Origin of the sequence: Paraburkholderia sp. CNPSo 3274, from assembly GCF_024206475.1 — a bacterium.
Taxonomy (GTDB): Bacteria; Pseudomonadota; Gammaproteobacteria; order Burkholderiales; family Burkholderiaceae; genus Paraburkholderia.
In genome coordinates this window covers 1-13,521 of record NZ_JAMBPR010000040.1, presented here as the reverse complement: position 1 = coordinate 13,521, position 13,521 = coordinate 1, and the positions used below count along the sequence as shown (strand labels likewise).

Here is a 13,521-nt window from a genome sequence, read left to right as displayed (position 1 = left end):
CACGCTCTCTCATGACAATCGTACGTACCCAGAATCCGCTCGACTGGCGCGCAATCGCCGCCGTTGCCGCAGGCGAGCCGCTGCTGCTCAGCGCCGATGCGCAGGCGAACATTCGGAGCGCCCGCGCGCTCGTCGAACAGATCGTTGCGCGCAGCATACGCGCGTATGGTGTGAACACGGGCGTCGGCGCATTGTGCGACGTGATCGTCTCGCAAGACGAACAGCACGACCTGTCGCACAACATCCTGATGAGCCACGCGGTCGGTGTTGGCGAGCCGCTTGGCGCAGAGGAAACGCGCGCGATCATGGCGGCGGCCATCAACAACTTCGCGCATGGACATTCGGGCGTGCGACTCGAAGTCGTCGAGCGGCTCGCCGCGCTGCTGGAGGCGAATTGCCTGCCCGAGGTGCCCGCGTTCGGTTCCGTCGGCTATCTGAGCCATATGGCGCACATCGCGCTCGTCTGCGTGGGCGCGGGACATGTGCGCTGGAACGGCGAGCGTCTGAGCGGCGCACAAGCGCTGCAACGGCTCGGACTGCAGCCCCTGTCGCTCGAAGCGAAGGAGGGATTGAGCCTCGTGAACGGCACGCCGTGCGTGACCGGGCTCGCCGCGCTCGCGCTGCAGCGCGCCGAGCGCTTGCTCGACTGGGCGGACGTCGTTGCCGCGATGAGCTTCGAGAATCTCGGCGGCCAGATCGCCGCATTCGACACCCATTCGCTTGCGTTTCGTGTGTCGCCGGGCCTTGCCCGCGTTGGAGAGCGCCTGCGCGCGGCGCTCGCCGGCAGCTCGCTGCTCGAAGCCTCGCTCGGGCGGCGCACGCAGGACCCGCTCAGCGTACGTACGATTCCCCACGTGCATGGCGCCGCGCGAGACACGTTCGCCGCAACGGCCGAAGTCGTGAACCGCGAGCTGGCCTCGGTGACCGATAATCCGATCGTCGCCGGCACGCCAGAGTCGCCCCGGGTGTACTCGCAGGCGCACGCGGTCGGCGCCTCGATCGCGCTCGCCATGGACAGTCTCGCCACCGCGATCGCGCAAGTTGCGGCGATGGCCGAACGCCGTCTCGATCGTTTGGTGAACCCGCTCGTGAGCGGCCTGCCCGCCTTCCTCGCGCATGCATGCGGCACGCGCTCGGGTTTCATGATTGCGCAGTACACAGCCGCGTCGCTCGTCGCGCAGAACCGTCGTGAGGCCGCTCCCGCGAGTCTCGACGGCGGCGTGACATCGGGGCTGCAGGAAGATCATTTGTGCCATGCGACGCCGGCCGCGCTGAAGGCGCTCGCGGTGATCGAGAACAGCAACCGCATTCTCGGCATCGAACTGCTTGCTACGGCGCAAGCCTATGACCTGCAGCCGCTCGACGCGGCGCGCGCGCCCTACACGGACGCGCTTTACGCCAGCGTGCGTGCCACGCTGCCGACCTATCGCGACGATCGCCCGCTCTCCGACGACATGACTTTCGCGTTTCGCCTCGTTGCCAACAGCGCCCCGCCGCCGCTTCCCGGCCCGGCGGGTGACGGCGCGAAGCCCATCTCGCGGGAAACGGAGCAGGACATGGCGCCAGTCGTGCACAACGCGGTGCGCAGTGCAGCGGCCCCTGTGGGCAATGCGGTTCACGGCACTGTCGGCGTCTGAAGCGAGGACAGGTATGAACACGCCCTCTTCGCTCATGGACAATTCGACGCGTTGCGCGACAGCGCATAAGGTTGCTCCAGCGTATGAGCAGATCAAGCGCTACGTGGTCGATCGAATCACGGACGGGACCTGGAAGCCGGGTGAAGCCATTCCGTCCGAAACGGAGCTTGTAAAGGAATTCGGCGTCGCGCGAATGACCGTATCGCGCGCGCTGCGCGAACTGTCTGCTGAGCATATGCTCAGGCGCGTTCAGGGCGCGGGAACATTCGTCGCATCGCGCGACGTCGAATCGACTGTCCTCGAGGTTCGCAACATCGCCGACGAAATCGCCGCGCGCGGCCACCGGCACAGCGCGCGGGTGCTGACGCTGGAAGCGAGCGGGAACAATCAGGCGATGGCCGCACTCGAACTCGGCGGCGGTTCCGTGTTCCATTCGCGTATCGTCCACTACGAGGACGACGAAGCGATCCTGTACGAGGACCGCTATGTGAACCCGCATGTGTTCCCGGGGTATCTGGAGCAGGACTTCACGCTGGAAACGCCGAACCACTACATGATGAGGCTCGCGCCAGTTCAACGGGCGGAGTTCCGGATCTACGCGCAAAAGCCGGACGCGGACATACGTCGCCATCTTTCGATGAATATCGGCGAGCCCTGCCTGTTAATGTGGCGGCGTACCTGGGTCGGCAGCGCCGTTGCGACGGCTGTCGAGCTTTGGCATCCGTCTTCGCGTTTTCATCTGGTCGGCAAGGTATCGGGATAACGCCGGGCGGCCCGCACTCCCGTCCTCGCCGCGCTGCGTTGCGCAACGTTTAGAATCTCTTCCGATCGGAGAACGTTGGAGCACCACAGATGAAACTGCACCAGTTGCGCGTCCTGCTCGCGCTCGCGCAGCACGGCAGCATGCACGAGGCATCGCGCAGCCTGCACATCTCGCAGCCGGCGCTTTCCAAGGCGGTGGCGGAGCTGGAGCGCGAACTGGGCGTGACGCTCATGTCGCGCTCGGTGCGCGGCGTGAGCCTCACGAATTACGGGCGCGCGCTCGCGAAGCGCGCGAGCGTGGTCGAACAGGAGTTGCGCCACGCGCTGGAAGATATCGAAGGCATGCGCGGGCATGCCGAGGCGCAATTGAACATCGGTTTTTCCGCCGTTGCATCGAGCGGGCCGCTGCCCGAGTCGATTGCGGCGTTTCGCGCGCGCTTTCCGGGCGTGGCGCTGCATGCCTATGAAATGCGGCCACAGCAGATACTCGAAGGGTTGCGCGAAGGCCGCCTCGACCTCGCGCTCATCTCGACGAACAGCGGCCCTGGCACGAGCGCGTTTCAGTGGGAGCCGCTTTTCTCCGTGGGCATGGTGCTCGCCACGCGCCCCGGCCATGCGCTCGCGCGCACGACGCGCCTGCGCGATCTGCTCGAGGCCGACTGGCTCACGCTCGACCCGCTGGACGATCCCGGCAGCCCGCTCGCAAGCCTCATGCGCCTCAATCGGCTCGACATGCCCAAGCGCATCGTGCACAGCGTGTCGAACCTGCTCGGCCTGCAACTCGCGACCTGCACGGACGTGATCAGCATGTGGTCGGACTTCGTGTTCTACGGCATGAGCGGGCCGCTCGTCCTCAGGCGCGACGCGTTGCACACGCTGCCCATTCGCGACGAACTGCCGGACTTCCACGTGTTCATGGTGTATCGGTCCACGGACCTGATGACGCAGGTGTGCACCGAGTTCAGCAAGGAGATTCGCCATCGCTGCCGCACGATGGTCTCGCCGCGCGCAGCCGCGCTCGGCACGACGCGCGCGCGCAAAACGGCGGACGGCGCAGCGAAGTCACGTTTGGAACGCTAACGTGGCGGACTGCGGGGTTTAGCCGAGTGCTGAGCCCCGCTTCGCGCCCGCCTCGCGCGCGCGGGCCAGTACGTCGAGATTGCCCTCGCCGAAACCCTGGTGGCCGCTGCGCTGCACGACTTCGAAAAAGATCTCGCCGGGATGGCGTTTGGCAAACGTCTGGAAAAAGAGCCGCGGCACGCCGTCTTCGCCAATCTCGCCATCGATCAGCACATGACGCTTGCGCAATGCTGCCAGGTCCACGCCGTGGCCGGGCAAACGCGCATCCACGGTGTCGTAGTAAGCGGGCGGCGGTTCGACGAACTCCACGCCGTTGGCCTTGAGCGCGTCGACGCTTGCGAGGATGTCGTTGGTCGCAAGCGCGATGTGCTGCACACCTTCGCCGGGATGCTCGGGCAGATAGTCGTGCAATAGCTGCGTGCGCCGCGTGCCTTCCTCATAAACAGGAATGCGCAGTTCGCCATCGGGCGACACCATCACGCGAGACTCCTCGGACACGTGCCAGTTCGCGTTGATCTCGTGGATCTCGCGGAAATGCAGCAGGTCGCGATAGAAGTCGAGCCATTCCGCAATGCGCCCCGCCCCCACCGTTTGCGTGAGGTGATCGACGCGTGTGAGGCCGGTGCCGCCGTGATCGAGATCGGTATGCGCCGTAGCGACGTCGATGGGGCGGAAATCGATGTCGAAAATCGAAATGTCGCCCACACCGCCGCGCTGCCCGCCGCGGCCGCGCCAGCGGTCGATGAAATAGAGGTGTGAATCGCCAATGCCCTGGATCGCGGGAATGTGCAGCTCCGCGGGACCCAGGCGCTCGCCTTCGAACGCCCACGCGCCGAGCGAGATCGCGTGCTTGAACGCGCGCTTCGCATTGTCGACGCGCACGCCGATCGCGCAGATGCCCATGCCGTACTCCTGCGCGTAGCGCGCGGCGAACGAGTCGGGCTCGGCGTTCAGCAGGAAATTCATCTCGCCCTGCCGGTAGAGCGTGACCGCCTTGCTCACGTGGCGCGCGATCGCCTTGAAGCCGAACTGTTCGAAGCGGCGGCCGAGGTCGGCGGGCTCGGGCGCGGCGAACTCGACGAACTCGAGACCGGCCATGCCGAGCGGATTGTCCGCCTGCGGCGGAGGATTAGAGGGGCTGGACATGCAATTGGCTCCTGACGCAAGCGCTGAAACGGACGCCTCGCCGCTCCGCCGCAAACTTCGAGGGCGCGAATCTGGCAAATGAGGCAGGCCGATTTTAACCAGTTCGTTCATTTAGACGAAGACCGCAGTACGCGGGCGGTCCACGCGCCATCTCGGTGCAAACCCGCAAAGCGTTCGATAATCGCACGCGTTTGCGCGATAATCGCGCAAAATGGCGCCGCCACGCATTGCCGGACCGCGCGGGCCACCCTATGCTGCGTCTCACGTTTAGCGCATGTCGCAGCATGGCACATGCGCAAAAGTCTGGAGACAACTCATGACCCCAAGCCTCGACACCACCGGCTCGCCCGACGCCGCCCCTCTCGCGGCCCGCAAGGCGGCGCTCGGCAGTTTCGTCGGCGCGGTCGTCGACTGGTACGACTTCCTGCTCTACGGCATTGTCGCCGCGCTGGTGTTCAACGTGGCATTCTTCCCGCAGGTCGGCAGGACGATGGGCACGCTCGCCGCGTTCGCGACCTTCGGCGTGGGCTTTCTCTTTCGGCCGCTTGGCGGCGTCGTGTTCGGCCACTTCGGCGACCGGCTCGGCCGCAAGCGCATGCTCGTTCTGACCGTCATGATGATGGGCCTTTCCACAGTGGCAATCGGTCTCTTGCCGACCTATGCGACCATCGGCTGGTGGGCGCCCGTGCTGCTCGTCACGATGCGCGCGCTGCAAGGCTTCGCCGTGGGCGGCGAATGGGGGGGCGCGGCTCTCATGGCCGTGGAAAGCGCGCCGCGCGGCAAAAAGGCGTTCTATAGCAGCGGCGTGCAGGTGGGCTACGGCGTGGGCCTCGTGCTCGCCACCGGCCTCGTCGCGCTTTTGAGCCATTTGCTCGGCGAGGCGGCGTTCCGTTCGTGGGGCTGGCGTCTGCCGTTCCTCTTCAGCGTCGTGCTCGTGCTCGTTGGCCTGTGGGTGCGCTCGAGCATGGACGAGTCGCGCGAGTTCGTCGAGAAGGTCGAGCACGGTCATCGCAAGCTCAAGATGCCGGTGCTGGAAGCGCTCACGCGCCACCCGAAGGCCTTCCTCTACATCATCGCGCTGCGCCTTGCCGAACTCTTCACGATGTATATCGTGACCGCCTTCGCGCTGAGCTATTCGACCAGCAACCTCGGCCTGTCGCGCGATCTCTTTCTCGGCATCGGCCTCTTCGTGGGCGCGCTCTCCTGCGTGACGATCCCCTGCTTCGCCTGGCTCGCCGACCGCCTCGGGCTGCGCCGCATCTATCTGATCGGCGCGTGCATCGGCCTCGTGAGCGCCGTGCCGTTCTTCCTCGCGCTCGAAGCACGGGCCACGGTCTGGATCGTGATCTTCTCCGTGATGCTAGCGAACATCGCCCACGACATGGTCGTGAGCGTGCAGCAACCGCTCTTCACCGAGCTGTTCGGTGCGGAGTACCGCTACAGCGGCGCGGGTGTGGGCTACCAGTTCGCGAGCGTGGTGGGCGGCGGCTTCACACCGTTCATCGCGGTGGCGCTGGTGGGCGTTGGCGGCGGTTCGTGGCACCTCGTCGCCGGGTACCTGGCGATTGGCTGCCTGATCTCGCTGATCGTGGCGGCGCGCATGAAGCCGGAGTGAGCAAGAAAAGATCGTTCGCTCGCAAGCCGCAGGCGTTTGGCGCCAGCGGCTTTTTCCATTGTTTGTGCCGCCGTGCAGCACAGGGTCTTGCACGCCGATGAAGAAACCGCCACTGGACCGGCGCGACTGGATCGCCGGGCTCGAAAAAGGCCTCGCGATTCTCGAAGCCTTCGACAGCGAGCACGCGCGCATGACCCCCACCCAGGCGGCCGAGCGCACGGGTCTCTCGCGCACCGCCGCGCGCCGCTATCTGCTCACGCTGGAATCGCTGGGCTATGTGTACACGGACGGCCGTCTGTACGGCCTCACGCCTCGTGTGCTGCGCGTGGGCTGGTCCTACTTCGATTCGGCGCGTCTGCCGCGCACCGTGCAGCCCTATCTGCAGCAACTGAGCGCGACGCTCAACGAATCGGCCTATGTGAGCGTGCTCGACGGTTGGGACCTCGTCGTGATCGCGCGCAATGGCGTATCGCGCGTGATGACAACGGGCTTCGTGCTCGGCGCGCGCGTGCCCGCGCCGCTCATCTCGCCCGGCGTGGTACTGCTCGCGCACGAGGCCGACCAGCACGCGGTTTCCGCGTGGCTCGATACGGTCGAGCTTTCGCCCTTCACGCCGCATACCATTACGAGCGGCGCGCGCTTGCGCGAGAAAATCGTGCGCGCGCGCGTGGACGGCTATGCGCTCATCGAGCAGCAGTTACAGGTGGGCGTACGCGGCATTGCCGTGCCGCTCAGGAATCGCAACGGCGAGGTGGTCGCCGCGCTCAGCACCAACATGCCGATGGGCGAAGAAAGCCCCGAGGCCGCTCTCCAGCGGGTTCTGCCGCATCTGCAGGAAAGCGCGCTCGCCATGCTCAACGTGCTTTGACGCGGATTGACATGCTCTGGCGCCAAGTTTGAACAACGGCTCACGAGCGCGTTAGCGCTGCACGATCGCCCGACATGCGCGCGTTGCCCGTCACGGCGAGTCCCGCTGTAGCGAGCGCTTCGCGCGCATTCCCTTTGATCCCGCACTATTGCGCGCCATTGCTTGCGCCCGCAACGATCCCCTCACCCTTCGACGCTAGAAGTCCACCGCATCGCGAATGATCGGGCACGTCATGCAATGGCCGCCGCCGCGCCCGCGCCCCAGCTCCGCGCCCACGATGCTCACCACCTCGATTCCGGCCTTGCGCAGCAGCGTGTTCGTATAGGTGTTGCGGTCATAAGCGAACACGACGCCGGGTGAGGTGCAAACCAGGTTCGCGCCGCTGTCCCACTGCGTGCGTTCGCGCTGGTAGTCGTTGCCGCCCGCTTCCACCACGCGCATTTTCTTGACGCCGAGCGCCGCGCTCACCACTTCGACAAAGGACTTTTTCTCCTGATGCAGCTCCACACCCGCCGGTTGATCGCTGGGCCGGTACGTGAATGTTCGGGTACGCGCGAGAAAATCCGGCGCGATCAGCACACAGTCGCGATCTGCAAACGTGAAGACCGTATCGAGGTGCATGGCCGCGCGAATTTTCGGCATCGCCGCCACGATCACCTGCTCGGCGGCGCCCTTCTTGAACAGCGTAGCGGCGAGCTGGCTGATCGCCTGGCGCGACGTGCGCTCGCTCATGCCGATCAGCACGGTCTTGTTGCCGATGGGCATGACGTCACCGCCTTCGAGCGTCGCCATGCCGTGGTCCTGCGTCGGGTCGCCCCACCACACGTTGACCTTGCCGGCAAAGTCCGGATGAAACTGGTAAATCGCCGCGGCAAGAATCGTTTCCTCGTGCCGCGCGGGCCAGTAGAGCGGATTGAGCGTCACGCCAGCGTAAATCCAGCAGGTGGTATCGCGCGTGTAGATGGTGTTCGGCAACGGCGGCAGCAGATATTCAGTGGACCCGGCCGCTTCGCGCACGACCTTGAGCGCCGCGCCGCCATGCGATTCCGGGAAATCGTAGATCGAGAGGCCGCCAAGCAAGGTCTCGGCCAGCTTGCGATCGTCGAGCCCTTCCAGATAGCTGCGCAGTTCATCGATGAAACCCAGCCCGACCTGGTTCGGCACGATCTGATTGTCGAGAATCCACTTCTTGCCTTCGGGCACGGCAACGGTTTCGGCGAGCAGGTTGTGCATTTCCACGACCTCGACGCCGCGGTCGCGCATCTTCGTGACGAAATCGAAATGGTCGCGCTTCGCGTTGTCGACCCACAGCACGTCGTCGAACAGCAACTCGTCGCAATTGCTCGGCGTGAGCCGCGAGTGCGCCATGCCGGGCGCGCACACCATCACCTTGCGCAGTTGCCCGACCTCCGAGTACACGCCGAGCGTGCTCTCTTCCTTCGCCCTGGCCTTGCCGCCCTTCGCGGCTTTCTCCGCCTTTTCTACCTTCTCTACCTTTTCTCCCTTCTCACTCTTGCCACCGCCCTTCGCCTTGGACATATCGATCTCCGCTCGTTCTCGTTAGACCGCCATGGCGCCCGTGGCCAGCGCAACGACGCCTACGATGGCCGCTACGGCCGCCACGATGAAAATGACCCAGTCGCTCGTACGCTGGAAAACCTTCAGCTTGCGCTCGCGCCGCGCGAGGAAATACAGCACCGTGCCAGGCGCGTAAAGAATCGCCGATAGCAGGATGAACTTGAGACCACCGGCAAGAATCATGAACAACGTGTAGATCACGGCGACCGAGGCCAGCGCGAGATCGCGTTTGCGCTCTTCAGGCCGCACCTCGTAGCTCTCGCCGCGGTTCGAGACCATAAACCCGTAAGCGGCGACGAAGAGATAGGGAATCAGCGACATCGAGCTCGTGAGGTTGAGCATTAGTGAGAACGCGTCGCGCGAGAAATACGTGCTCGCCACCAAAATCTGTACAACGATGTTGGTGATCCACAGCGCATTGGCCGGCACGTTGTTGGCGTTTTCGCGCGCGAACACAGCCGGCATATCCTGATTGCGCGCCGCCGCGAACATCACCTCGGCGCAGATGAGCGACCACGCCAGGTACGCGCCCAGCACGGAAACGATCAGACCAATGCTGACGAAGATCCCACCCCACGGACCGACCACGCTTTCGAGCACGGCCGCCATGGAAGGCTGGCGCATACCCGCCACGTCCGCGCGCGGCAGCACGGCGAAAGGCAGCATGGAAACGAGCACCATGAGCGTGGTAACGCCGGCGAAGCCGAAGATCGTTGCACGCCCAACGTCCGTGCGCTCCTTCGCGTAGCGCGAATACACGCTCGCGCCTTCGATGCCGATGAATACGAACACGGTGACGAGCATCGTCGCGCGAATCTGCTGGATCAGGCCACCCTCTTGCGCGGCGGACTGGATATTCAGGTGGAAGGTCCCGTACTTGAATACGAACAGGAGGATGACGATGAACACCACGATCGGAATGACCTTGGCGAACGTCACGACAGTGTTGATGAACGCGGCCTGCTTCACGCCGCGAAGAATGAGAAAGTGAAACAGCCAGATGCCGACGGAAGCGACGATGATGGCCGTGACCGTATTGCCGTCGCCGAAAACCGGGAAAAATGCGCCCAGCGTGGACTTGATCAGCACCCAGTACGAAACGTTGCCAATGCAACTGCCGATCCAGTAACCGAACGCGGAGAGGAAGCCGGGGTAATCGCCGAAGCCCTCTTTGGCGTACATGAACACACCGGCGTCGAGGTTCGGCTTGCGCTCCGCGAGCGCCTGGAAGACGCGTGCGAGCGTGTACATGCCCACGCCCGCCACGAGCCACGCAATCGCCGCGCCGACCGGCCCCGTTGCATTGGCGAAGGTTCGCGGCAGAGAAAAGATGCCGGCGCCCACCATGCCCCCGACTACCATCGCGGTCAACTGCACGCGACTCATCTTCTGCTCGGTATCGGCCATCGGTTCCCTCGCTTTGTTCGGAACTTCGCTTTCTCGAGCGGCCAGCGCACGTCTGCGCCACCGCTTAGCCGTCAGGCGCCTGCGGTGTCACCGGGTCACGCGCACCGAGTTGTTGCCGAGCAGTACACGCACGCGGTCGCCAGGAACGAATTGCTGATCCGCATCCTGGACCACCGACATCAGTTGCCCCGAATCCAGACGCACGACGATTTCAAGGCCTTGCCGCTGCGTGACGCGCTGCTCCACGGCATTGCCTGCCGCCCCGCCCAGCACGGCGCCGCCGATGCCCGCCGCAACGGAGCCCGTGCCGCGCCCGATGTTGCTGCCTGCCGCGATGCCGCCGAGCGCGCCGCCCGTTATCGCGCCGATGCCGGTTGGACCCGGCTGAATCGTGACGGGCCGCACGGATTCGACCGCGCCGAGTTCGACCACGAACACCTGCTGAGCCTGGGCCGGTGTGAAGACAGAGCCTGAAGTCGGTGCCTCACAGCCGGAAAGTGCGACCGAGACAACCACGGACCCAAGAAGTGTTGCAGCGAGATATCGCATGACATTCCCCCCTAATGCGGCGCATTGCGGATTCGCTAATTCATTCGGCCTGTTTGCTAACGATTCCACGTATAGTCATTAGCGAACATTTAGCCAATACGTGCCCGGCGATTCTCATTTCCCAATCCATCCTCCGGACACCTGACGAACATTATGGAATACGATTCGCACATGAGGTATTCAACGTGACATTCGTTCGAGAATAGTTCAGCAATTCAATGTGGCGCGCATTTTTTATCCGCGATTTCCCGCGCTCGCATTACGACCGGTCAACGATCAGAAAAAGGCTCGAACATGAAATCGACGGATGACCAGAAGTTGTCGCTGCCGGTGCTGACGGCCATGGTCGTGGGCTCCATGGTCGGCGCCGGCATCTATTCGCTGCCGCGCAACTTCGCGCTCGAAGCGGGCCCGACTGCCGCCATCGTCTCATGGTGCATTGCGGGAGGCGGCATGTATATGCTGGCCCGCGTGTTCCAGCTTCTCGCGGAAATCCGCCCCGACCTCGACTCGGGCATCTTTGCCTACGCACGCGACGGCTTCGGCGGCTACGCCGGCTTTCTCTCCGCGTTTGGCTACTGGATGGCCGGTTGCTTCGGCAACGTCTCTTATTGGGTGCTGATCAAATCCACGCTCGGCGCATTCGTGCCGGCATTTGGAAACGGCAATACGCCGATTGCCATTGCGGTTTCCTCAGTCGGCATCTGGGCATTTCACTGGATGCTGCTGCGGGGTATTCAGCAGGCCACGCTCATCAATGCGATTCTCACTGTCGTCAAGATTCTGCCCATTTTCGTTTTTATTGGCATTTTGAGTGTCTATGCGAGCGCGGAGCCATTCACGAACAATCTCGCAGAAAGCGCCCAAGGGCTTGCCCCGCAGGTCAAGGGAACCATGCTCGTCACGGTATTCGTGTTTCTCGGCATTGAAGGGGCGAGCGTGTATTCGCGCTACGCGAAAAAGCGCTCGGACGTGGGCGCTGCCACGATACTCGGCTTCGCCTTCGTGCTGTTGCTGCTAGTGTTCGTGACGCTGCTGCCCTACGCGCATCTCATGCGCGCGGACATCGCCGCCATGCGGCAACCTTCAATGGCATCGGTGCTTGGCGCCGTAGTCGGCTCGCCAGGCGTGGTGTTCATTGGCGGCGCGCTCATCGTCTCCGTTCTCGGCGCCTACCTCGCATGGTCGCTGATCTGTGCGGAAGTGCTGTATGCAAGCTCGAAAGCGGACGCCATGCCAGCCATCTTCGCGCGCCGCAACGCGCGGCAGCTTCCCACCGCCGCGATCTGGCTCACGAGCAGCGTGGTGCAGGCCTTCGTCATCAGCACGTACTGGTCCACCGACGCCTTCTCGCTCATGCTGCGCCTCACGAGCGCCATGGCGCTCATCCCCTACTTTTTTGTGGCAACCTTCGGGCTCAAGGCAATTCGCGCACTGCCGCAATCGGCCATGAGCGCGCGAAAGCGCACGCAGAGCTATGCCACAGCGGGCATCGCCACGATTTATACACTGTTCCTGCTTTACGCTTGCGGGGTGGAACTGCTCGTCATGTCCGCGCTGCTATATGGGCCTGGCAGCCTGCTGTACATGTGGGCGCGGCGCGAGCGTGGCGAGGCGCTCTTTTCCCGGCCCGAGTGGTGCGCGTTTCTCGTGGTGATGGGCGGCGGACTCGTTGCGATTTTCGGGCTGAGCGCCTCCGCATGGCGTTAGCCGCGCGCCATCGCGCCTGCCCGCATCCATCGGTCTCGTGACTGCTTTTCGCCTCACCGCCGCCATTCAAACGTTCCACCGTTCGACAGCGAGGAACCATGCCTATCAGCTACGCTCTGCGCAAGGCGCAGCTCGCAGCGGTCGAGCAGCGCGCGATGAAGGTATCCATTTACGTCGTGTGCCTCGGTTTCGCGGCCAACGTCGGTTATGGCTTCTTCGTGAAATCCGATACGCTGCTGCTGACCGCCATTTTCTATCTGCTCAATCTCGTGAGTGCCGCGCTTGGATTGCTCGCAGCCTCCGTGATCACCCGGCCCGCGACGACCCGCTTCGAATATGGGTATTGGTTCCTCGAGCCGCTCGTGAATGGCATAAACGGCCTCATGATGCTGCTGGTATGCGTGTATGGCTTCGTGAACGGCATTGAAGGGATACGTTCAGGCGGCCACGTGGTGAACGCGCGCGGCGTTATGCTAATCAGCGTCGCGAGTTGCGTGATTTGCCTTGCCATGGTGGTCTACAAGAAGCGCGCGGCCGCGCAAATCAATTCCAAGCTGCTCAAAACCGACGGCTGGAAATGGATCATGAAATTGTCGTTCAGCGCGGCCACGCTGCTCGGTTTTTTCGTGTATTCGATATTGCCTGAAAGCTTTCACGAAGTATGGGCGCGCTATATCGACAGTGCAATGACCGCGGGGCTCTCGCTGATATTTCTCTCGGTGCCCGTGAAAATCGTGCGCACCAGCTTTGCTGAATTACTGCACATGAGCCCCGAAGAGAACAATCCGCGTTCGGCGATCGAGAAAGCGCTTTCGAAGCTCGAACGCGAGCTTGGCATTCTGCGCCATCACACGCATGTCATTCAGGCTGGCCGGCGCAATTTTGTCGAAGTCAGTGTGCTTGTCGGCGCGACGTCCGCGTTAACAGGTTGCGGAAATACACCCCCGGCGGAAGCGGTGCGCCTCGATGTACGCGCCCGCCAGTCGCAAACTTTCGCATTGTGCAATCTCAACGCGAATTCAACGTTCTTTCGGCGGCTTGAGGCCGACTTCTGACCTCCTTGCCACGCTTTCCGCCACTTATAAGCGGATTTGTCCCAGTGATCGCATGCGCACGAGGTTGTATGCCGCCATGTTCAACACGAACATCTGGTCCACCTTCTTCAAGCC

The 13,521-nt window shown here is 63.6% G+C and carries 11 protein-coding genes; 7 read left to right on the top strand and 4 right to left on the bottom strand.

What is annotated here, in order from left to right; genetic code table 11:
- Positions 1-11 precede the first annotated feature (11 nt).
- The 3 genes from hutH to M3I54_RS25475 all read left to right on the top strand — a co-directional run bounded on the left by hutH (position 12) and on the right by M3I54_RS25475 (position 3,479).
- A complete protein-coding gene (hutH, locus tag M3I54_RS25485) occupies positions 12-1,637 on the top strand; it encodes a histidine ammonia-lyase (RefSeq protein WP_254341002.1) in 1,626 nt (541 codons plus the stop codon).
- Positions 1,638-1,650: 13 nt separating this feature from the next.
- Positions 1,651-2,400: a histidine utilization repressor gene (gene hutC / locus M3I54_RS25480; protein ID WP_375542208.1), complete on the top strand. Its 750-nt coding sequence runs from the start codon at positions 1,651-1,653 to the stop codon at positions 2,398-2,400.
- A gap of 89 nt (positions 2,401-2,489) precedes the next feature.
- Entirely contained in the window at positions 2,490-3,479 is a 990-nt protein-coding gene (locus M3I54_RS25475; RefSeq protein WP_254341000.1) for a LysR substrate-binding domain-containing protein, read from the top strand.
- Between the two features lie 18 nt (positions 3,480-3,497).
- Here the strand turns inward: M3I54_RS25475 and M3I54_RS25470 are convergent, their stop codons facing one another.
- A complete protein-coding gene (locus M3I54_RS25470) occupies positions 3,498-4,625 on the bottom strand; it encodes a 4-hydroxyphenylpyruvate dioxygenase family protein (protein ID WP_254340998.1) in 1,128 nt (375 codons plus the stop codon).
- 316 nt (positions 4,626-4,941) lie between these two features.
- Between M3I54_RS25470 and shiA the strand changes: the two genes are divergently transcribed.
- Together shiA and M3I54_RS25460 are read left to right on the top strand one after the other, a co-directional pair.
- Positions 4,942-6,240 (top strand): shikimate transporter, encoded by a 1,299-nt coding sequence (gene shiA / locus M3I54_RS25465; protein WP_254340995.1) that lies wholly within the window; start codon positions 4,942-4,944, stop codon positions 6,238-6,240.
- Positions 6,241-6,337: 97 nt separating this feature from the next.
- Complete coding sequence (locus M3I54_RS25460) at positions 6,338-7,108, top strand: IclR family transcriptional regulator C-terminal domain-containing protein (protein WP_254340993.1); 771 nt, start codon at positions 6,338-6,340, stop codon at positions 7,106-7,108.
- A 195-nt stretch (positions 7,109-7,303) separates the two neighbouring features.
- On the opposite strand, the gene M3I54_RS25455 is transcribed toward M3I54_RS25460, so the two are convergent.
- From M3I54_RS25455 to M3I54_RS25445, 3 genes are all read right to left on the bottom strand, one after another.
- Complete coding sequence (locus tag M3I54_RS25455) at positions 7,304-8,494, bottom strand: arginine deiminase (protein ID WP_254341142.1); 1,191 nt, start codon at positions 8,492-8,494, stop codon at positions 7,304-7,306.
- A gap of 174 nt (positions 8,495-8,668) precedes the next feature.
- Complete coding sequence (locus M3I54_RS25450) at positions 8,669-10,093, bottom strand: basic amino acid/polyamine antiporter (RefSeq protein ID WP_254340991.1); 1,425 nt, start codon at positions 10,091-10,093, stop codon at positions 8,669-8,671.
- Positions 10,094-10,180: 87 nt separating this feature from the next.
- Positions 10,181-10,642, bottom strand: a complete 462-nt coding sequence (locus M3I54_RS25445) for a membrane protein (protein WP_028206348.1) — start codon at positions 10,640-10,642, stop codon at positions 10,181-10,183.
- A 294-nt stretch (positions 10,643-10,936) separates the two neighbouring features.
- On the opposite strand from M3I54_RS25445, the gene M3I54_RS25440 reads away from it, so the two are divergent.
- Together M3I54_RS25440 and M3I54_RS25435 are read left to right on the top strand one after the other, a co-directional pair.
- A complete protein-coding gene (locus tag M3I54_RS25440; RefSeq protein ID WP_254340989.1) occupies positions 10,937-12,352 on the top strand; it encodes a basic amino acid/polyamine antiporter in 1,416 nt (471 codons plus the stop codon).
- A gap of 98 nt (positions 12,353-12,450) precedes the next feature.
- Entirely contained in the window at positions 12,451-13,407 is a 957-nt protein-coding gene (locus M3I54_RS25435; protein ID WP_254340988.1) for a cation diffusion facilitator family transporter, read from the top strand.
- Positions 13,408-13,521: the final 114 nt, after the last annotated feature.

What these genes read in the sequence shown, in the direction of transcription:
- hutH (WP_254341002.1), top strand. Translation starts at nt 12, where the DNA reads ATGACAATCGTACGTACCCAGAATCCGCTCGACTGGCGCGCAATCGCC.
- hutC (WP_375542208.1), top strand. Translation starts at nt 1,651, where the DNA reads ATGAACACGCCCTCTTCGCTCATGGACAATTCGACGCGTTGCGCGACA.
- M3I54_RS25475 (WP_254341000.1), top strand. Translation starts at nt 2,490, where the DNA reads ATGAAACTGCACCAGTTGCGCGTCCTGCTCGCGCTCGCGCAGCACGGC.
- M3I54_RS25470 (WP_254340998.1), bottom strand. Translation starts at nt 4,625, where the DNA reads ATGTCCAGCCCCTCTAATCCTCCGCCGCAGGCGGACAATCCGCTCGGC.
- shiA (WP_254340995.1), top strand. Translation starts at nt 4,942, where the DNA reads ATGACCCCAAGCCTCGACACCACCGGCTCGCCCGACGCCGCCCCTCTC.
- M3I54_RS25460 (WP_254340993.1), top strand. Translation starts at nt 6,338, where the DNA reads ATGAAGAAACCGCCACTGGACCGGCGCGACTGGATCGCCGGGCTCGAA.
- M3I54_RS25455 (WP_254341142.1), bottom strand. Translation starts at nt 8,494, where the DNA reads ATGGTGTGCGCGCCCGGCATGGCGCACTCGCGGCTCACGCCGAGCAAT.
- M3I54_RS25450 (WP_254340991.1), bottom strand. Translation starts at nt 10,093, where the DNA reads ATGGCCGATACCGAGCAGAAGATGAGTCGCGTGCAGTTGACCGCGATG.
- M3I54_RS25445 (WP_028206348.1), bottom strand. Translation starts at nt 10,642, where the DNA reads ATGCGATATCTCGCTGCAACACTTCTTGGGTCCGTGGTTGTCTCGGTC.
- M3I54_RS25440 (WP_254340989.1), top strand. Translation starts at nt 10,937, where the DNA reads ATGAAATCGACGGATGACCAGAAGTTGTCGCTGCCGGTGCTGACGGCC.
- M3I54_RS25435 (WP_254340988.1), top strand. Translation starts at nt 12,451, where the DNA reads ATGCCTATCAGCTACGCTCTGCGCAAGGCGCAGCTCGCAGCGGTCGAG.